This window comes from Anaerosalibacter sp. Marseille-P3206 (genome assembly GCF_900155565.1).
Lineage (GTDB): Bacteria > Bacillota > Clostridia > Tissierellales > Sporanaerobacteraceae > FUHM01.
Map to the genome: position 1 here is coordinate 1,927,466 of NZ_FUHM01000002.1, position 19,951 is coordinate 1,947,416.

Consider the following 19,951-nt stretch of genomic DNA (forward strand, 5'->3'; position numbering starts at 1 on the left):
AACATATAAGATAGATTTACAAATGAAAAAATATTGTTTAGAACAAATCTTGTTTAGAGACTCTAAATATAATATAATTATATTACAATATACATAAGGAGAAATGCCTATGAGTAGGGATGTGAACAAAAGAGAAAACGCAATAATCAGAAAAAAGATATTTTCTATGATATTGCCAGTAACTATGGAAAATATTCTTCAAATGTTGGCTGGATTTGTATCTATGGCAATGATAGGAAGGATAAGCGCTATAGCAATAGGTTCTCTGGGGATAAGTACTAGAATTACTCAGATAGTATGGGCTCTTTTCAAGGGAATTGCTACTGGGGCATCTGTGTTCGTGGCTCAAGCTTATGGAGCTAATAATCGAGATAAGATGAGAAAGGTAACAGTACAAACGCTCTTGTCTTCTATAATATTAGTATTTATTCTTCAACAATTGTTATTTTGGAAGGCGCCATTTTTCTTGAAGATATTCAATCCAAGAGATGTTCTTTTGCAGAATGGAACTATACATTTGAGAACGGTTTCTTGGGGATTGCCATTTTTAACTATAATCCTCATAGTAGCAGGAGTACTTCAGGGAACTGGAAATGCTAAAACCCCTATGAAAATTGCTTTAATAATGAATTTACTCAATATAGGTTTTAGCTATACTTTCATATTTGGACATTTTGGCTTTAAGCCAATGGGACTTAAAGGGGCAGCTCTTGCGACAGTATTGTCCCAAGCTATAGCAGCTATCATAGGATTGTGGGTTTTATTTAGCAAAGATGGAATATTAAGTTATTCAACTGGTTCAAATTCATTTAAACTAGACAAAAAAGAAGTAGTTTCTATATACAAGGTGGGACTTCCATCTTCATTTGAGTCTATATTTTGGCAAATTGCTGCTATTATTATTACTAAGGTTATCCTTACCTATGGGGAAGTAGCTTTTGCAGCTTATCAATTAGGACTTCAAGCAGAGTCAATATCATATATGCCAGCTGCAGGATTCGGGGTAGCAGCTACTACATTTATTGGGCAAACCTTGGGATCTGGTGAGAAAGAATTAGGAAAGAAATATTTAAAACAGCTGGTAATAGGTACATCTATTATCACCATATTTACAGCTGGAATGCTTATATTTTTCCCAGAACAAATCATGAGAATACTTACTAATGACGCAGAGGTTATTAAGATAGGTATTGGATATCTATTTGTCATGGGTTTTGCTCAGTTACCTCTCAATGTAGCAGGAGTAATCAATGGCGCATTACGAGGTGCAGGATATACAAAGGTTCCTATGATTGTAGCTGGAATAGGTCTTTGGGGTATACGAGTTCCATTTTCTCTACTGATGGCTTACTATTTCAAAAAAGATATTATGGCATTGTGGATTATAATAGGTATAGATATGGCTACAAGAATAATAACTAGCTATGTAATATATAGAAAAAAAGATATATATAGTGGAGAATTGTTAATAAAAGAGAAGCAATAGCTTCTCTTTTCAGTTTAATGAGATTAAAATTATGGTATACTAAAATTAGTACTAAAAAGGGAGGTTTTTTAATGACTATTTTAATTAAGAATGTAACATTATTACCTATGGGAAAAACATTAGAGCCAATAGAAAATACCAATATATACATAGAAGGAGATTCTATTAAACACATTGGAGATATAAGAGAAGATTTAAAAGTTAAAAAGACAATAGATGCATCGGGAAAAGTTGCTATTCCAGGTCTTGTAAATGGACATACTCATATTTCCATGTCTTTACTAAGAAACTTTGCTGATGATGTACCATTGCATGAATGGTTAACACAAAAGATTTGGCCAGTAGAAGCAAATTTAACTGCTGAAGATGTTTATTGGGGAGCAATGTTAAGTATTGTAGAAATGATTAGATCTGGTGTGACATGCTATTCAGATATGTACTTTTTCATGGAAGAAGTGGGAAAGGCTACAATAGAATCAGGAATTAGAGGAGTACTATCTAGAGGAACTATTGAAGAAGATGATGAAAAGGTTAATAAGGGGAAAATAGATTATACAAGACAATTATATAAAGATTTTCACGGAACTGGAGATGGAAGGATAAAGGTAATGGTAGCACCTCATGCACCTTATACATGTAGTCCAAGTTATTTAGAAAAACTTATAGAATTAGCAGATGAACTAAAAACAGGATTACACATTCATCTTTCAGAAACTAAAAAAGAAGTAGAAGATAGTTTCAAATTATATGGCAAATCACCAATCAAACATGTATATGATTTGGGATTATTTAAATATCCAACATTAGCAGCACATTGTGTTCATATTTCTGATGAGGATATAGATATATTGAGTGAAAACAGTGTAAATGTTGTAAACAACCCAGGTAGCAATTTAAAACTTGCTAGTGGATTTGCACCTGTAGAGAAAATGCTAAACAAAGGAGTAAATGTAGCATTAGGTACAGATGGTTCTTCTAGCAATAACAATTTAAATATGTTTGAAGAAATGAATCTAGCTGCACTTATTAACAAACCAGTAAACGAAAGTGCTATATCTATTCCAGCTATCAAGGCAATAGAAATGGCTACAATAAATGGTGCAAAGGCATTAAGTTGGGAAAGGGAAATAGGTTCAATAGAAGAAGGAAAGAAGGCTGATCTAATCCTTATAGATATGAACAAACCCCATCTATGCCCAAGACACAATATTGTTTCAGCTATAGCTTATTCTTGCCAAGCATCTGATGTTGAAACTGTAATAGTAGACGGAAAAATAATAATGGAAAACTATGAAATCAAAACAATAGATGTAGAAAAAGTAATGTACAACGCAGAAAAAGCTGCTCACAGCCTAGTAAACAGATAAACATTGTAGCGGCGACCTGTGGTCGCCAGTTTATAGAAAGGAGTTAATATGTATGGAGATAAAAACTCTTGAATTTAAAGACGAAAAACTTTTCCTAGTAGATCAAAGAAAACTTCCAAATTCCTATGAAATATTTGTATGTGAAACCTACAAGGATGTGGATTTTGCTATAAAAGATATGGTAGTGAGGGGAGCTCCAGCAATTGGTGCTAGTGGAGCTTATGGAGTGGTATTAGGAGCTAAGGAATTCAAATCATTAGACAAAGATGCTTTCACTACAAAAATGAAAGAAGTGCTAGAAGTATTAAACGTATCTAGACCTACTGCAGTGAATTTAATGTGGGGAATAAAGAGGATGAGAAGTGTATTAGAAGATAATATAGAATTATCCCCAGAAGAGATATATGAAAAGCTAAAAGAAGAAGGAAATAAAATAGCCAAAGAAGATGTAGAAATAAATAAGGCAATGGGGAAACACGGCAATACCTTAGTGCCAGAAAAGGCAACTATTCTAACCCATTGCAATGCAGGAGCATTGGCTACTGTTGGATTTGGCACAGCTTTAGGAGTTATAAGGGAGGCTTTTTATTCAGGTAAGGATATATTTGTATATGCAGATGAAACAAGACCTAGACTACAAGGGGCAAAACTTACAAGCTGGGAATTAGTTAAAGAAGGAATACCTTGCAATCTTATTCCTGACAATGTTGCTGCAACCCTTATAAGAGATGGAAAGATTGATTTAATAGTTGTTGGTGCGGATAGAATAGCTTCCAATGGAGATACAGCCAACAAAATAGGAACATTCATGTTGTCAGTTGTGGCAAAGGCATATAATGTACCAATGTACATTGCAGCTCCAATATCAACTATTGATTTTGATATTGAAACAGGAAAAGATATAGTAATTGAAGAAAGAGATGAAAAAGAAGTAACTCATATAAATGGAGTGCAAATTGCTCCTGAAGGGGTAAAAGTGTACAATCCTTCATTTGATGTAACACCAAATGAAAATATTACAGCAATAATAACAGAAAAGGGAGTCATAAGACCACCATTCAAAGAAAACTTAAGCAAACTCAGATAATGAGTCAGGGATAAGTCCCCTGACTCACAATATAGGGAAGGTGATATTGTGGAAAAGGCTATTATTGGCGGTACTGGCGTATATGATGTAGGAGAGGAAACTTACATAAAAATGGTCAATACAGAATACGGTGAAGTTCAAGTTGAGGTAGTAAAGGTTAAGGGTGAAGAGATAGTTTTTCTTCCACGTCATGGAAAAGGCCATTCAGTTCCTCCACATTTGATTAACTATAGGGCCAATATGAAGGCTTTAAGTGAATTGGGTGTAAAATACATCTATGCTACTGTAGCAGTAGGTTCTATGAATGAAAACTATGTTCCTGGAGATATAGTTGTTATAAGTGACTTTATAGACTTTACAAAATCAAGACCTATGACATTCTATGAAGGTGGAAAAGAGGGAGTTATCCATACAGATATGTCTGATCCTTATTGTAAAAACTTAAGAAATGTATTTTATAGCATGGCAAAAAGAGAAAATGTCCCAATAAAAGGTGAGGGAGTATATGTTTGTACAGAAGGCCCTAGGTTTGAAACTGCAAGTGAAATAAAGATGTATAGAAAACTAGGTGGAGATGTAGTAGGTATGACTAATGTACCTGAAGTTGTTTTAGCTAAGGAACTTGGCATGTGCTACCAAGCTGTAGGAATAATAAGCAACTGGTGTACAGGTGTAGAACCAACTGGTATAACAATCCACGACATAGCTGGAGCTATGGAAGGTAAAAAGGAATTGGTGACAAATTTATTTATAAATGCTCTATTAGAAGAATTAAATCAAGAAAATTGTACTTGTAATAGTTCACTTATCAAGTTGTAAGGAGGCTTGGAAATGTACGAAAAAGAAAGAATGGAAGTAATAAATACAGGTATCGAAATGGCTAAGACTAGCTTAGTGGTAGGAACTTGGGGAAATATTAGTAAAAGAATAGATGATAATTTAATAGCAATAACACCAAGTGGAATGGACTATTATTCTCTTAAGCCAGAGGATATTACTATACTCAACATGGATGGAGAAGTAGTTGATGGAGAGAGAAAACCTTCAATAGAATACAATATGCATTTAGAAATATATAAGAATAGAAGTGAAGTAGGAGCAGTTGTTCATACTCATAGTACTTATTGCACTGCTCTTGCAATGGCGAGAAAAGGCATCCCTGGAGCTGCAGAAGATTTAGTTCAAATAACAGGTGGAGACGTTAGAGTTAGTGAGTACGCACTTCCAGGAAGTATGGAACTTGCTAAAAATGCAGTAAAGGCATTAGAAGGAAGAAATGCTGTTATATTAGCAAATCATGGAGCATTGTCAGCAGGAAAGGACTTAAAAGAGACCCTTAAGATATCACTAATACTAGAGAAAACTGCAAAGGCTACTATATATGCACAACTTTTAGGTGGAGTAGTACCATTATCTCAAGAAGACATAGATTTTATGAGAGATTTCTATTTAAATAAATATGGACAAAGATAGGAAAGGAGTAGTGAACTTGGATAATAAATATAAAAAGAACACTCTATTAATCCACGGTGGACAAGTGGGAAATAATCCTGAAAAGGCATTAAATCCTCCTATTTTTCAAACTTCAACATTTGTTTTTGATAGTATTGAAGATGTAGCTAAAGTAATGAATTTTGAAAGTGATGATTATGTCTACACTAGAGGAAATAATCCTACACTTAGATTATTTGAAAATAAAATGGCAGTTCTTGAAGAAGGAGTAGGCTCAGTTGCTTTTGCTTCAGGAATGGCTGCAGTTTCAAGTGTACTATTTTCACTATTAAAACCTGGTGATGAAGTCATAGGAAATAGTACCCTATATGGTTCAACTTATAATGTAATCAAAAATCTATTACCTCAATATGGTGTTAAATCCAAACTAATAGATTTAACCAATTTAGAATTACTTGAAAATTCTATTAGCGAAAATACTAAGGTTATTTATTTTGAAACTCCATCAAATCCTAATTTAAATATAATTGACATAAAAGGGGTTTGTGAGATAGCAAAGGAAAAAAATATAAAGGTAGTAGTTGACAATACCTTTGCAACTCCTTATTTTCAAAGGCCATTATTATTAGGAGCAGATGTAGTAGTTCACAGTGCTACAAAATACATCTCAGGTCATGGAGATGTAGTAGGAGGAGTGGCAATAGCAAAAAAATTAGACTATGTACACAAGTTAAAATTTGACTACATGTGTGAGTTTGGTGGCGTTATGAGTCCTTTTAATGCATGGCTATTACTTAGAGGACTTAAAACTTTAGGAGTTAGAATGAGGGAACATGAAAAAAATGCATTATTGTTAGCTAAGTATTTAGAGAAACATCCAAAAGTCAAAAATGTCTACTATCCAGGACTACCAAGCTTTAAAGGCCATAATATAGCTAAAAGTCAAATGGAAGGCTTTGGAGGAATAATTGCTTTTGAAGTAGAAGGTGGCCTAGAAGCTGCAAAAAAGGTAGTCAATGGAGTTAAACTAATGAAGTTAGCAGTAAGCTTGGGAGACTGTGAAACACTAATAGAACTTCCAGCTGCCATGACCCATTTAGGATACCCTACAGAAAAGCTTAAAGAATTTGGACTAACAGAAAGCATGATAAGAATATCTGTAGGATTAGAAGATATTGAAGACATAATAGAAGATATAGAAAACGCATTAAGGTGATAGGGACTTCCCTGTTACCTTTTCTTTTTGTAGATATATTTGTTTGAGAAAAAGAAGGAATAGGGGTATATTTGTAGAATATGCAATGTGGTGGGAAGTTCCATTGAGAAGAAAATTTTTTATTATAGCAATCAAAGATTGATAATGGAGGTATTGAAATATCAGTAGAAGAATATGAAGATATAAGAAAAAACATTTAATGTAGTTTATAAAGGAACTAAAAAAAGAAGAAGGCAAAAATTGTCTTCTTCTTTTTTATTCATATGTTTGGAAAAAAGAAGGAATATGTAAATATTTATAGAATAAGCGAATATAAGATTATATGTATAAATAATTCCTAGATTATAAACTGGTTAAAAAAAGGCGGAGATGTAAATGTGGAAGTATTTAGAAAAACCATGGCAAGAAGCATTTGAAATGGCGTGGGAAGCTTATAAAAAGGGCACTATACCTATCGGATGTATAATTGTAACAAAAGAAGGCGAAATAGTATCAAAAGGAAGAAATAGAATTTATGATAATAGTACTGAACATCCCCTTGCTGGAACCAATATGGCTCATGCAGAAATGACAGCAATGTTGGGATTGCGTGAACCAGAACATGCGGATATAAGAAATTATATACTTTATACAACTATGGAACCATGTCCTATGTGTTTTGGAACAATGGTAATGATGAATATACGCCATATTCGTTATGGAGCTAGAGATGGATTTGCAGGTGCAACTACATTAAACGATAAGTTAGACTACATTAAAGATAAGAAAATAGATATAAAATGTGGGATAGATGAGATAGAGGCTTTTCAGCTGATATTACAAAGTGCATATGAGTATAAACGTCAACATCCAAGAACAGAGTTCATATTAGAAACATGGAGAGAAGTAAATGAGTTAGGTGTAAAATACGGAAAAAAACTAAATGAGTTACAGTATTTTGAACAAGCAGTTAAGGAAAATAAGCCTATACATAAAATTTATGATGAAGTAATTGAAGGATATTTTGCACATAAGATATATAAGATATAAAGATTATTAATATTTGTAAAAGGAGATTGAAACATTGAAAAAGAAAAAAACATTAAAAATAATTGGAATTACCTTGGGAATTATTATAGTCATTGGACAAATTATCCAATAGCTAATATGTTTTTGGAAAATGGATATAATGTTGTTTCATATGATCAACGAAGTTCTGGAGAAAATACAGCACAATATACTACATTTGGTTATTTAGAAAGTGATGACTTAGCAGATTGTGTAGAATATTTAAAAGATAATATTAATGATAATAATAAGATTGGGATATGGGGAACTTCATATGGGGGAGCAACTGTGGGAATATATTTTTTGATTATCCAGATGTATATGAAAGAAATATACTTGAATTCATAGGACAATTGCCGTAATTTTGAGGGGAGTTGAATTTAAATGGGTAAAAACACTAGATTACCTCTCTCAGGACTATAGAGTGCTATATGTTTAGAGGATGAAAGTGAATTTGTAGATACTTAAATTGTATTTAACTAGAAGAGATTTTTTTGCAATATTCGTATATAATTAACATAAGATAATTAAACTGGAGGTGGGATTATGCAAATTTTAAAACAAGATATTATAGATTTAGTATCTAAATTGCCAGAAAAATTTGATATGGAAGAATTCATGTATAAATTATATGTTTTAGATAAAGTTAAAAAAGGTCAAAAGGATATAAATAAAGGTAATTTTATTGATACAGATAAACTACGAAGGGAAATAAGAGAATGGTAAAGTGGTCAAAAATTGCCATTGATGATTTAAGAGGAATATATGATTATATTTCAAAGGATTCAGTGGTTTATGCTAAGAAAGTTATTAATGAAATAATAAATAAAACGGACTATTTAGAAGAATACCCCAATATAGGTAGAGCCGTTCCTGAGTTGAGCAATGAAAGAATAAGAGAATTAATGATTTATTCTTATAGAATGATATATCAAGTAGAGAATGGGGATGTTGAAATATTAACCTTAGTTCATTCAAGGAAGAACTTCTATTTAGAAATCGAATAAACATACAATTGTAGATTAGGACTTGATAATAAATTATTTAAGTAACAGAAAATTAGATTATCAAGTCTTTATTAACATAAAAAAGGGGATTGTTTATAGATGAACCATTATTCACATCAATATAAATTATTACAAGGATTTGAAAAAGATCCTGATAAACTAAAAGAACATTCAGATACATTAATTCAATGGATTACTGATTTGACTTTTATTTGTGAGAAAATTTGAAGTATTAGAAGCATTTGGAGTATATCAAACTGGTTGTAATAAAGAAAAGGTTACACAATATATTGTTTGTATAAAAAACTCAAAGGCAACAGAGCCACTTAATGATGAATATGATTAATGAAAAGAGGAGATATTTATGAAAGCGTTGTTGATATTAGATATGCAAAAAGGATTTTTTAATAATAAACAGTTCTTTGAGCAACAAGAAATTGTTAAAAGGATGATAGCTGAATTTAAAAACAGAGGAGATAAAATAATTGCATTTAAACATATTGATAAAATAGAAGGTAGTATTATAGAATATGGGACAGATGATAGTGAGCTTCTTGATTATATAGAAGTTGATAGTGATATTGTCATTGAAAAGGATAGTCCAATAGCTTTTATGAATACTAATTTAGATAATTTGTTAAAGAAAAATCAGATAGATCACTTGTTTATTGTTGGTTTTAATACTGAATATTGCTGTATGTTTACTTCTATTGCTGCTAGAGATAGAGGATATAAAGTTACTTTCATAGAGGATGGTACAGGGACAGTTAATGATATGGAAACCTATGAAATGCCTAATCTTGATATTCAAGATTTCGTTGGCTCTGTGCTTAATTGGTCTAATATTATTGAAGTTCTTTATTATGAGGAATATGTTGAAAAATATGAATAGCAATAAGATGAGGTGAGGATTTGGAAGTCATTGGAGATAAAATAGATCTTAGATCATTTACAAGAGAAAATTGGCATCAATTTTGGATGAACTATGTTGCAGATCCAGTGATGGATCCTAATGAATACATCTATGATAGTCATCAAGTAGACATTAAATTTAATAGAAGTATAGAACGGGAAAGTTGGTATCCAGATATCGGGATTTTTCTAAAAAATGGAGAACCAATAGGAAATATGAATCTTAAAAGAATTGATTATGAGCAAAGTAAGTGTGAGCTTGGAATAATTCTTGTTAATGACAGTGTGAAAGGGAAAGGATATGGTTCTGAAGCTGTTTCGTTGCTCATTGACTATACATTTAATAATCTAGGCTTAAATAAGATATATGCAGATACTATGGGCTCTAATATTAAAATGCAAAAAATATTTAGTAAACTTGGATTTAGATTTATAGATAGAGTTGAACATTGCTATGATATGAATGGTAGATGGGAAGACAAGCTTATTTATGTGCTTGAACGAAAAAATAGAAATTCTATTTAGGAAAATGGCATTATTTAGAGGACATTAAAAAAAGAGATTGAATTTAGATAAAGATGAATTGATTATTTATATAATTTCTATAAAGGAGAGAAAGCATGAAAATAGTAGTGATGTATGGAACAGAGCATAGGGGTTATAAAACAGTATACCTAAAACTAATTAAAGTTACTTAAAAACATTGCATATTAAATAGGCTTATACTATACTTTATAGTAAGGGGTGATTATTATAAAACTTACCATAAAAGAAGCAAGTGAATATTTAGGAGTTGCAAAATCAACTCTAAGAAGATGGGAAGATGAAGGCAAGATAAAGCCTGAAAGGACAGCTGGAGGACATAGAAGATACGATAAAAGCACACTTATTAGTTTAAAAAACAAAAAAGAAAATAAAAAACTAACCATTGGATATTGTAGAGTTTCTTCATCAGATCAAAAAGAAGATTTAGAAAGGCAAATTAAAACAGTAAGTGATTATTGTAGTGCAAGAGGATATCAATTTAAAATAATCAAAGACATAGGAAGTGGCTTAAATTACAATAAAAAAGGTTTAAAAGAACTAATAAAATTAATATGCGAAAGAGAAATTGACAGGATTGTAATTAATTATAAAGACAGATTAATAAGATTTGGATACGACATAATAGAACAAATGTGTGACTTTAATGGTGTTAAAATTGAAATAATAAATTATACAGAAGATAAAACTTATGAAGAAGAACTAGTAGAAGATGTTCTATCAATAATAACAGTATTTTCAACAAAACTATATGGCAGTAGAAGTCATAAGGCAAAAACAATTCAACAAGAAAACAAGGAACTATTCAAATAGCCGAAGGCGGTGAATGAATGTAATGATATTCAATAGAAAAATAGAAGTTATCTTTACAAAACAAGATGAATTAATTCTAGATGGACAATCTAAAATATGTAATTGGCTATACAATTATCTTTTGGAAATGACAATAAAAGATTATAAAGAAAATAATAATGACAAAAAACTCTTAACAGGAAGGAACTTAAGAAATCAAGTTCCAATACTAAAACAAGAGTTTATTTTTTTATACTCAGTACATTCATCACCACTCAAAAACACAGCAATAAGACTGAAAGAAACATACAAAAAATTTTTCAACAATGAAACAGGATATCCTAAATTCAAATCATGGAAAAAACATTGGTTTTCACTATATTATGATGAACCAAACAAAGGCTTTAAACTAATAGAAAACAAAAATTTACAAATAACCTTAGGAATAAATAAAGAAAATAAAAGAATAAAAGTAATAGGAAAACTAAAAGAAAATTTAAATTTAAGAAACACAGACAAAATAAAAAACTTCAGATTATGCAAACAACAAGGCAACAAATTCTATGCAATATTTTGTATAGAAAGAAAAGACATAGACAAAAAAGAAACAAACAAATGGATAGCAATAGACCAAAATCATAAAAACTTCTTTGTAGCCATAGATAATACTGGAGTAAGTTATGAATTTGAAAAACTGCCACAAACAAAATATTGGGACAAAGTAATAGATGAAATAAAATCAAAGAGAGATTTATGCAGCAGAAAATCAAAACTAATAGAAACAGAAACAGGGAGAAGCTATTACCTACCAAGCAAAAGATGGACAAAGCTAAACAAAGCATTAGACAATGCTTACCACAAGAGACGAGAACAAATAAAGTCAAGTTGTTATAGCATTGCTAATTGGATAGCAAAAAACTATGACTATGTAGCAATAGGAGACTATACTCCTAGTCTTAATACTGCAACTTATGATAATATGCATAGAAGCATGTTAAATCAAGAAATAATAGGAGAATTTAGAAACATACTAAAATGGGTAATGGAAAGAAGCGGTAAACACTATTCAAAAGTAGACGAAAAAGATACAACTAAAAATTGTTGTATATGTGGAAATAAAGAAAAAAAAGATCCACAGATAAGAGAATTTACATGTCAAAAATGTAAAACTAAATTATCAAGAGATATAAACAGTAGTGTTAATATAGCTAAAAAAGATAAATTATTGTCTGGTTCGGACTATGTTGATTGGGATTTATACAACTCAACATATACAGCTAAATGGAATTTTAAAAAAAGTAAAATTCTATTTACTGGCCATACGTTAGAGAAATCTAATATATGGATGAATTAAATCGAGAAGGTGATACTTCTTGAGCAAAATCTATTTGTATAAATATATTTTGATATATTTGAGTAGGTTTTGTAGAACGGAAGTACTTACAATATAGTGCAACTTTTTTTAGAAAATTTACTTGTAGAGAAAGAGAATCTAAGTGAATTTTTTTTACCAAAAGATATGCCTAATTTCTGCTGTGGATGTACAAATTGTTTTTTAAAGGGCGAAGAATTTTGCCCACATCATGAAGTAATTGCTCCAATAAAAACTGCTATGGAAAAGGTGTTAAGGATAGTAAGAAAAAACAAATACAACAATAAGTAGATAAATTGTCTACAAAAATAAGGAAAGGATATAAATATAACAATCCAAGTATTAAAGTAAAAGTACTATTTTTTGTAATGCGATTTATACAAAAAAAGTTTTCATTTAATCCAACTGACAAAAAACATTGGGAGGAACAAGGTTGGCTTGGGAAAGGGCGTCCTTGGAGGTAATGGTTGAGGAGAAGTAGTTGAATTATAGAAAGGTAATCAAAGGTGATATTTATGAAGCGTAAAGTATTTGTAATAGGTGATAGCGTATCAATACATTATGGTCCATATTTAAAAGCTATGATAGTAGATAAATTTGATTATGATAGAAAAAGAGGTATAGGAGAAGCTCTATTAGATTTAGATAAACCTATTGGAGCGAATGCAGGAGATAGTGGAATGATATTAGGGTATTTAATGGAGGAAAATGAAAAGAATACTGTTTATGATATTTTACTTATTAATTGTGGATTACATGATGTGCGTATAGATAGATATTCAAATAGAATTCAGATTGAGTTGGAACAGTACAAGAAGAATTTAATTAGAATAATTGATATTGCTAAGACTATGGCTAATAAGGTTATTTGGATAGGATTAACACCTATAGTTGATGAGATTCATAATGATAGAGATGTAGGATTTTTAAGATATAGTAAAGATATTATTGCTTATGATACTGTTGCAAAAGAAATAATGGATGAATATAATATACCGTGTTTAGATATGTATAATTTCACTAAAAATTTAGGTTTTGATATTTATTTAGACCATGTTCATTTCAAGGAAGAGGTTAGAAAATTACAAGCTGCATTTATTGCAGGATCTTTAAATTGTTTTGTGTGGTGAGATTTTGAAAGGGGGATTAAATAAATGGAGGTGATTGTATGGAAGGAGCTATACCATTTGCGATAATCGTATGGATATGTGCTTTGGCTTTTATATCAATTGGAATATACGCTTTAAAAAGGAAAACGCCAATGCATTTTTGGTCTGGAACTACAGTAAAACCTGAAGAAATTTCTGATGTGAAAGCATATAATAAAGCTAACGGAATTATGTGGATTTTATACAGCTTTACATTTATATTAGGTGGAATACTCTCATTACTTTTTAATACTAATATAGGGGGAATTATTGTAGCCATCTCAAGTACATTAGGATCAATTATATTGATGTTAGTTTATAGACGAATATATCAGAAATATAAGAAATTATAAATAGTAAAGAGAATACTAAGAAAATAATGGTGATATAGGCAGCGGAACCTAAGAACCTCCTAGGATTATATGAATATTATATATTAGATAATCTTAGGAGGTGTTTTTTATGTATTATGACTTTTACAATAGTGGATGTAATAACTATTATGATAATTATAATTGGGGATATTACACTGGATTAGTTAAAAGGCTAGAAGAATATATTCAAGATGAACTTCAAGATAGTGCTTATTATAAAGAATTGGCAAAATTAGCACCAACAGAACTTTCAAAAGAGATAATAAATGAGTTCAGCCAAGATGAAAAAATGCATGCTGAAAATTTTCAAAAAGTATATTATATGATTACAGGAAGATACTATTATCCTGAGCCTTTAGAGCCAATAGTTATAGATGACTATGAGGAAGCGTTAAAATTAAGAGTATTAGCTGAGACTAATGATTATAAAAAGTATGGAGAAGAATATCTTATGGCTCCAAATAAGTATTTGAAAGATTTATTTTTTAATACAAGAACACAAGAAGCACAACATGCAATAAGAATATCAATATTATTTGAAGAAGAGTGAAATATAACTATTCATCAAAATCTATTGAAAAAGTAATTACAGTATTGGGATTTATAGATATAGTCAATTCAATAGATTTTGTTGATTCTCTAGTGGCTTGAGAAAAACTTAAACTAAAAGGGATATTCATTTTAATTAAAAGAGTAGTAGCAGCATTTAGCTGCTCTATTTTTATGCAATCATTATTTATCAATTTTTGAAAAGTGGTAGTAGATAATATGTTTATTATATCTTTGTACATAAATAGCCCTCCTCTACAAACCTATAATATTATACTCACATAAATGTTGAATGTGAATGTATTGAGTAAAGTTAGTAGAGAAGGAAAAGGTGACAAGAAAAATCCAGTCACCTAAGCTATTCTATGCTTGTCCCTTATGAAGAAAAATATACTTGCAGTAATTCTAAGTAATCCAATTATCACTAATGATATTTTCATAGTAGTAGCTTCCTTTATAGCTATACCTATCATTGGAGCTATAGCAGATATTATTGCTATAAAGGTATTATATATTGCTATATAAACTGTTCTATTTTCCTTAGGTGTTACTTCTAGCAATATATTAAATAAAATCAAAGTAGTACCTGCCACAGAAACACCTACTATCACATTGAACAATACAAGTTGCTTAATAGTACTAGATAGTGCATATAGTATAGGTGTAATTCCCATTCCGAATATAGCTAAACTTAGTGCAAAGCTATTTCCTTTCTTATCCGCAAATTTTGCCCATTTTGTATAGGCTATTATAGATGAAAGACTACTTGCTATAGCAATAGCACTTATACCAATTTCATTTGCTTTCAATACTTTAATTGAATATATACTGAATAATGGTTGCGCACCCATCCATCCTATGTGAAAAAACACTGAACATAGGGTAAATATTATAAAGTCCTTTTCTTTTGGAACTTTTCTAAGGGTTTCTTTTAGAGAATCGATGTATTTACAATTATTATCTTTATTTTTTTTCATACCTTTAAATTTAAAATAAGATATTACTTCTCCTAAGGATATTAAAAATGCAATTACAAAAAATACTTGGTATAATACTATAGCTTCGTTGTTTGTCTTGGGAATTTTTGCAAGTGTTTGTCCAGATAAGAAAGTAACGATCATACTAAAAATGGTTGCATATCTATTTCTAAGTCCCATAGAAATGCCTCTATCTCTAGGGAGGAATATATCTCCAATGCTAGATTGATAGCCCATAGTTCCAATAGAACCAGGTAAATTCATAAGACCTATCAATATAACGAAAAGTGAAGCTTTATTTACATTATTAAAAAATGGAACACAAGCTAACAATAAATAGAAAAACTTATGTATCAACATTATGGTTCCAGTTACCTTTTTTTTGTTGCTATTACTTTCTATGAGTATTGCTCCAGGTATAAAGGCAAATATGCTTACGAAATGTGGTAATGAGGTTAATAAGCCAATTTGGTAATCAGTAGCACCTAATCTTTCAGCGAATTTTGCAAAGTAAGGATTGACTAAATTTAGAGATACAGTAGCACAAATACCGCATATGATATTTACTTTAGTGTTATAATCAACAAGTTCTTCTTCATAGTACAATGATTCTTCTTCCATTATATCCACCTTCTTTATGAAAAGTATCAATATAAAACATTATATATCAGTAACTAAATATTTTCCACAGTACATACTAAAAATAGCCCTAAAAACTTATTTCAATATATAGAAACATTGTAGTATAATTTAACCAAAGGGAGTTGGACATATGTTTATGAAAAATATAGATTTAGATGAAAATATTATACTGAAAAATAATGTTCCTATATTAGTAAAGGATGAAAATTGGATAAAATTATTTGGTGATGTAAATGATAGGGCTATTCAGTTCAATAAAGAAACTCTTCAAGAACTACTTAAAGAACAGGTAAAACTAGAATCTGAAATTGGGCAATTACAAAAAGAAAAATTGAAATGTATGGTCATGATTTTAAGAGTTTCTGATGCTGTAAATAATGAAGAAAAAGTCGAGGGAGTAGAACTTTTAGATGAATACAAGGAAAACATAAACAGTATCAATGAAAAGATGGATGAATTGACATTCAAATTGGAAACTATTCCCCAAGAGATAAGAGATGTCAATTATGAACTTTTAAGGGTAACAGTTAAATATGGATATAAGGATTTAAAAACAAAGGAAAAAAAGCTAGAAGAAGTAACTGATGAATTTGAAGAATTGCGTGAAAAATTAAAGATATTGATAAATGAGAAGCATGATTATGAGGAATCGATAAATGCAACATATACTTTTCTCCATGGGATGTTGGGAAGCAAAGAAATGGAAAAATTAGATAAGGAAATATTGGAATAGGAGAATAATTATGATTGGTAGTATTGGGATAGATATAGTCAAGATAAATAGGATTGAAAGAATAATGGACAAGAATGGTGAAAGATTTTTAAACAAAGTTTTCACCACTGATGAGATAGAATATATCAAGAATAAAAAAGAAAATATAGCAACGATATCTGGAATATTTGCTTCAAAAGAAGCAGTTAGCAAATTGCTAGGTACAGGAATAGGAAAGGTGAGTTGGAAGGATATTGAAGTTTATCATGACTTTTTTGGAAAACCACTTATAATTCTCCATGGAAATGCATATATAAGAATGAAAGAAAAGTTAATACAAAATATTCATTTGACTATAAGTCATGAAAGAGAATATGCTATTGCATTTGCAGTAGGCCAAGGTGATTCAAGTTCGTTTTTAGATAAAGAGTTGATAAACAATACAATGAAGGATATAAAATATATGAGTGAAATACTACCTAAAAGGGAAAAAAATAGTCATAAAGGAAGTTTTGGAAGAGTAGGTATAATTGCAGGGAGTATGGGAATGACAGGTGCTCCATATTTAAGTAGTGAGGCTGCCCTTCGCACTGGAAGTGGCCTTGTATATACTATATCCCCTAAATCTTTACAAAACATATTGTCTATTAAATTGACAGAAGCAATAATAGTGCCTATAGAAGACCATGGAAGAGGTCATTTTGTATTGGACAGTGTTGATGATATTCTTGAAGAAATTGAAGCATTAGACTTAGATGTTATAGCTATTGGACCTGGTCTTGGAGTAGATGGTGAAAGAAGGATTATTGTAGAGGAACTACTTAAATCTATAGAAAAACCAGTTGTATTAGATGCGGATGGATTAAATTGTATATCAAATAAAACTGGCATTCTTGAAAGTAGGAGGGAAAAAACTGTCATTACTCCTCATCCTGGAGAGCTTTCAAGATTACTTAATATTAGTATAGTAGATATACAAAACGATAGAATAAAATTTGCTAAAATGGCTTCAGAAAAATACAATTCAATTACAATATTAAAGGGAGCAAATACTATTGTATCTAGTGAAAATGGAGAAATATACATCAATCAAACAGGCAATCCTGGAATGGCAACAGCAGGTAGTGGCGATGTATTGACAGGTGTTATAGCTAGCTTTTTAGGCCAAGGTATAGATGCTATGAAGGCTTCTATATTGGGGGTATATTGTCATGGACTTGCAGGAGATTTAGCTAGTATAGATATAGGAGAGTATGGACTTATAGCTAGGGACATTTTAAAATACATTCCAAAATCCATTAATACAATTCAAAAATTCTAAAATAAAGGTTGGGATCTATGAATATGAAGAAGGTATTATTAGTATTATTAATACTACCATTACTATTGATTACTTCATGTGGTAGACCAACAGATGAAGAATTGTTTCATGAAGTGCAAAAGACTATTAGTAATTTCAATAATTATAAATGTACTTCAAACATAGTTGTAAAGAGCAATAAGGGAGAAACAAAATATGTATTTATTGAAACTTTTGTAAAACCTGATAAAATAAAATTAGAAATAATTGAACCAAAAGACAGTTTTGGGTGTATAATTATATATGATGGCTTAAAAATGTTTTTAGTGCATCCCAGTATTAATCAGACCATCACTTTAGAGAACATAAAGTCAATTGATAGGCAATATTTCTTAGGAGATTTTTTCAAAAACCTAAGCCTTTGTGAAAAACCCCAAATCATGAAAGAAAAAATAGGAGAAGAAGAGTACATAATAATTAATATTGATATGCCAGCTCAAAATCAATATAGGTGTAGTCAAAGTGTTTGGTTTAATGTTAAAGATTTTATTCCCTATAAGATGAATATTTTAGACAAAGAGGGAATAGTCAATACTGAAGTGATATATGAAGACTTTGACTACGATATTATTTTAGAACAATAGAGGGAGTTGCAGAAGATGAGTAATTTAAATGAACCAAAATTTGTTTGGGCTGAAATCAATTTAGACAACTTAGCGCATAATATTAAAGAAGTAAGACGAGTTGTAGATAAAGACACATTGATAGCGGCAGTAGTTAAGGCGAATGCATATGGGCATGGTTCTATTGAAGCTGCAAAGGTATTTTTAAAAAATGGAGCTGATAGATTAGCTGTTTCTACTATATCAGAAGCTATAGAATTGAGAAGAGCTGGAATCAATGTACCTATACTTATACTTGGTTATACACCTGATTGCTATCATAGCAAAGTTGTAGAAAATAATATTATAGAAACTATTTATACTGTTGAATCTGCTAAGTCTTTATCTTTAGTTGCAAGTAAATCTAATAAAGTTGCTACAATCCATATAAAAATTGATTCAGGCATGTGTAGACTAGGATTTAAAGCTGAAGAAAAGTCTTTGAAATTAATTGAAGAAATATCAAAACTACCTAATTTAAAAATAGAAGGAATATTTACCCATTTTGCCAAAGCAGATGAAGTAGATAAGTCTTTTACAAATACACAATTTGAGAGGTTTAAATGGGTAATTGATAATTTAAAAGAGAGAGGAATAGATATTCCTATTGTCCATGTTTCTAATAGTGCTGCAATTATTGATCTAAAAGAATATAATTTGGACATGGTAAGAAGTGGTATAATGATGTATGGTCTTTATCCATCCAATGAAGTAAACAAAAAAGGGGTAGATTTAAAACCAGCTATGACCTTAAAGGTTAGGATTTCAAATGTAAAGGAAGTACCTAGTGGAACCGGGATTAGCTATGGCCAAACATTTATTACTACAAGAAAAAGCAAAATTGCCACTATACCAATAGGATATGCTGATGGATATTCAAGACTATTGACTTCAAAAGCTGAAGTAGCTGTGAAAGGTAAAAGAGTCCCAGTAGTAGGAAAGATATGTATGGATCAGTGTATGATAGATGTAACTGATGTGGAAGATGTGCAAATAGGTGATGAAGTAATATTATTTGGTGATGGAACTAATTCTTCACCTCATATAAACGAAATAGCAGAAGCATTAGGTACTGTTAACTACGAAATAATATGTTTAGTAGGAAGAAGAGTACCTAGGCTGTATATAGAAAATGGTAAACCTGTTAAAATTATAGATTACTTATTAGATTAAAATTTGCATAATTTTTCATGTACATTGACACAATTATATTAACTATCTATAATTAGAAATATTATATTAATATTGAAATTCTACCTTTCAAATATATTTTGGGGCTATTTATAAGTGTACAGTTGCTTAGGGG

The 19,951-nt window shown here is 30.6% G+C and carries 26 protein-coding genes; 24 read left to right on the plus strand and 2 right to left on the minus strand.

Annotated elements, in window-relative coordinates; genetic code table 11:
* Positions 1–109 precede the first annotated feature (109 nt).
* The 20 genes from BQ9840_RS10675 to BQ9840_RS10760 all read left to right on the plus strand — a co-directional run bounded on the left by BQ9840_RS10675 (position 110) and on the right by BQ9840_RS10760 (position 14,353).
* Complete coding sequence (locus BQ9840_RS10675) at positions 110–1,486, plus strand: MATE family efflux transporter (protein WP_200804924.1); 1,377 nt, start codon at positions 110–112, stop codon at positions 1,484–1,486.
* A 71-nt stretch (positions 1,487–1,557) separates the two neighbouring features.
* Entirely contained in the window at positions 1,558–2,853 is a 1,296-nt protein-coding gene (locus BQ9840_RS10680) for an amidohydrolase (protein ID WP_077369774.1), read from the plus strand.
* A gap of 52 nt (positions 2,854–2,905) precedes the next feature.
* The gene (gene mtnA, locus BQ9840_RS10685) at positions 2,906–3,940 is read left to right on the plus strand and encodes an S-methyl-5-thioribose-1-phosphate isomerase (RefSeq protein WP_077369775.1); all 1,035 of its coding nucleotides are present in this window, start codon (positions 2,906–2,908) and stop codon (positions 3,938–3,940) included.
* A gap of 48 nt (positions 3,941–3,988) precedes the next feature.
* On the plus strand, positions 3,989–4,759 hold the full coding sequence (locus tag BQ9840_RS10690; protein ID WP_077369776.1) for an S-methyl-5'-thioinosine phosphorylase: 771 nt from the start codon (positions 3,989–3,991) through the stop codon (positions 4,757–4,759).
* 12 nt (positions 4,760–4,771) lie between these two features.
* Positions 4,772–5,413, plus strand: a complete 642-nt coding sequence (locus tag BQ9840_RS10695) for a class II aldolase/adducin family protein (protein WP_077369777.1) — start codon at positions 4,772–4,774, stop codon at positions 5,411–5,413.
* 10 nt (positions 5,414–5,423) lie between these two features.
* A complete protein-coding gene (locus tag BQ9840_RS10700) occupies positions 5,424–6,608 on the plus strand; it encodes a trans-sulfuration enzyme family protein (RefSeq protein WP_234978671.1) in 1,185 nt (394 codons plus the stop codon).
* Between the two features lie 375 nt (positions 6,609–6,983).
* Positions 6,984–7,637 (plus strand): nucleoside deaminase, encoded by a 654-nt coding sequence (locus BQ9840_RS10705; RefSeq protein ID WP_077369779.1) that lies wholly within the window; start codon positions 6,984–6,986, stop codon positions 7,635–7,637.
* Positions 7,638–7,688: 51 nt separating this feature from the next.
* A complete protein-coding gene (locus BQ9840_RS10710; protein ID WP_255371048.1) occupies positions 7,689–8,003 on the plus strand; it encodes an alpha/beta fold hydrolase in 315 nt (104 codons plus the stop codon).
* Between the two features lie 198 nt (positions 8,004–8,201).
* The gene (locus tag BQ9840_RS10715; RefSeq protein WP_077369780.1) at positions 8,202–8,381 is read left to right on the plus strand and encodes a hypothetical protein; all 180 of its coding nucleotides are present in this window, start codon (positions 8,202–8,204) and stop codon (positions 8,379–8,381) included.
* A complete protein-coding gene (locus tag BQ9840_RS10720) occupies positions 8,375–8,662 on the plus strand; it encodes a type II toxin-antitoxin system RelE/ParE family toxin (RefSeq protein WP_077369781.1) in 288 nt (95 codons plus the stop codon). Before BQ9840_RS10715 ends, BQ9840_RS10720 begins: the two co-directional genes overlap by 7 nt.
* Before the next feature lie 99 nt (positions 8,663–8,761).
* Entirely contained in the window at positions 8,762–8,890 is a 129-nt protein-coding gene (locus BQ9840_RS12970) for a hypothetical protein (protein ID WP_255371032.1), read from the plus strand.
* The gene (locus BQ9840_RS12975) at positions 8,877–9,008 is read left to right on the plus strand and encodes a hypothetical protein (RefSeq protein ID WP_255371033.1); all 132 of its coding nucleotides are present in this window, start codon (positions 8,877–8,879) and stop codon (positions 9,006–9,008) included. The genes BQ9840_RS12970 and BQ9840_RS12975 overlap by 14 nt, the downstream gene beginning before the upstream one ends.
* An 18-nt stretch (positions 9,009–9,026) precedes the next feature.
* Entirely contained in the window at positions 9,027–9,554 is a 528-nt protein-coding gene (locus BQ9840_RS10725) for an isochorismatase family cysteine hydrolase (RefSeq protein WP_077369782.1), read from the plus strand.
* Positions 9,555–9,574: 20 nt separating this feature from the next.
* Positions 9,575–10,099 carry a GNAT family N-acetyltransferase gene (locus tag BQ9840_RS10730; protein ID WP_077369783.1) on the plus strand — a complete coding sequence of 175 codons (525 nt, stop codon included), beginning with the start codon at positions 9,575–9,577 and terminating at the stop codon, positions 10,097–10,099.
* 225 nt (positions 10,100–10,324) lie between these two features.
* Positions 10,325–10,930 (plus strand): IS607 family transposase, encoded by a 606-nt coding sequence (locus tag BQ9840_RS10735; protein ID WP_077370162.1) that lies wholly within the window; start codon positions 10,325–10,327, stop codon positions 10,928–10,930.
* A 13-nt stretch (positions 10,931–10,943) separates the two neighbouring features.
* Positions 10,944–12,263 (plus strand): RNA-guided endonuclease InsQ/TnpB family protein, encoded by a 1,320-nt coding sequence (locus tag BQ9840_RS10740; RefSeq protein WP_200804925.1) that lies wholly within the window; start codon positions 10,944–10,946, stop codon positions 12,261–12,263.
* Positions 12,264–12,359: 96 nt separating this feature from the next.
* A complete protein-coding gene (locus BQ9840_RS12890; protein WP_234978646.1) occupies positions 12,360–12,572 on the plus strand; it encodes a hypothetical protein in 213 nt (70 codons plus the stop codon).
* Positions 12,573–12,796: 224 nt separating this feature from the next.
* A complete protein-coding gene (locus BQ9840_RS10750; protein WP_077369784.1) occupies positions 12,797–13,411 on the plus strand; it encodes an SGNH/GDSL hydrolase family protein in 615 nt (204 codons plus the stop codon).
* 38 nt (positions 13,412–13,449) lie between these two features.
* Positions 13,450–13,782 (plus strand): hypothetical protein, encoded by a 333-nt coding sequence (locus BQ9840_RS10755; RefSeq protein WP_077369785.1) that lies wholly within the window; start codon positions 13,450–13,452, stop codon positions 13,780–13,782.
* A 109-nt stretch (positions 13,783–13,891) separates the two neighbouring features.
* Positions 13,892–14,353, plus strand: coding sequence for a ferritin family protein (locus BQ9840_RS10760; RefSeq protein WP_077369786.1), 462 nt, complete (start codon positions 13,892–13,894; stop codon positions 14,351–14,353).
* Between the two features lie 7 nt (positions 14,354–14,360).
* On the opposite strand, the gene BQ9840_RS10765 is transcribed toward BQ9840_RS10760, so the two are convergent.
* Both BQ9840_RS10765 and BQ9840_RS10770 read right to left on the minus strand, forming a co-directional pair.
* Complete coding sequence (locus tag BQ9840_RS10765) at positions 14,361–14,594, minus strand: hypothetical protein (RefSeq protein ID WP_077369787.1); 234 nt, start codon at positions 14,592–14,594, stop codon at positions 14,361–14,363.
* A 111-nt stretch (positions 14,595–14,705) separates the two neighbouring features.
* Complete coding sequence (locus tag BQ9840_RS10770; protein WP_077369788.1) at positions 14,706–15,950, minus strand: MFS transporter; 1,245 nt, start codon at positions 15,948–15,950, stop codon at positions 14,706–14,708.
* Between the two features lie 151 nt (positions 15,951–16,101).
* Here BQ9840_RS10770 and BQ9840_RS10775 point away from each other — a divergent pair, with 151 nt between their 5' ends.
* Genes BQ9840_RS10775 through alr form a run of 4 tightly spaced genes read left to right on the plus strand, consistent with a single transcriptional unit; the run spans position 16,102 to position 19,818 of the window.
* Complete coding sequence (locus tag BQ9840_RS10775; protein WP_077369789.1) at positions 16,102–16,704, plus strand: hypothetical protein; 603 nt, start codon at positions 16,102–16,104, stop codon at positions 16,702–16,704.
* A 10-nt stretch (positions 16,705–16,714) separates the two neighbouring features.
* Positions 16,715–18,004 carry an NAD(P)H-hydrate dehydratase gene (locus tag BQ9840_RS10780; protein ID WP_077369790.1) on the plus strand — a complete coding sequence of 430 codons (1,290 nt, stop codon included), beginning with the start codon at positions 16,715–16,717 and terminating at the stop codon, positions 18,002–18,004.
* 17 nt (positions 18,005–18,021) lie between these two features.
* Complete coding sequence (locus BQ9840_RS10785) at positions 18,022–18,627, plus strand: LolA family protein (protein WP_077369791.1); 606 nt, start codon at positions 18,022–18,024, stop codon at positions 18,625–18,627.
* 15 nt (positions 18,628–18,642) lie between these two features.
* Positions 18,643–19,818 (plus strand): alanine racemase, encoded by a 1,176-nt coding sequence (gene alr, locus BQ9840_RS10790; protein ID WP_077369792.1) that lies wholly within the window; start codon positions 18,643–18,645, stop codon positions 19,816–19,818.
* Positions 19,819–19,951: the final 133 nt, after the last annotated feature.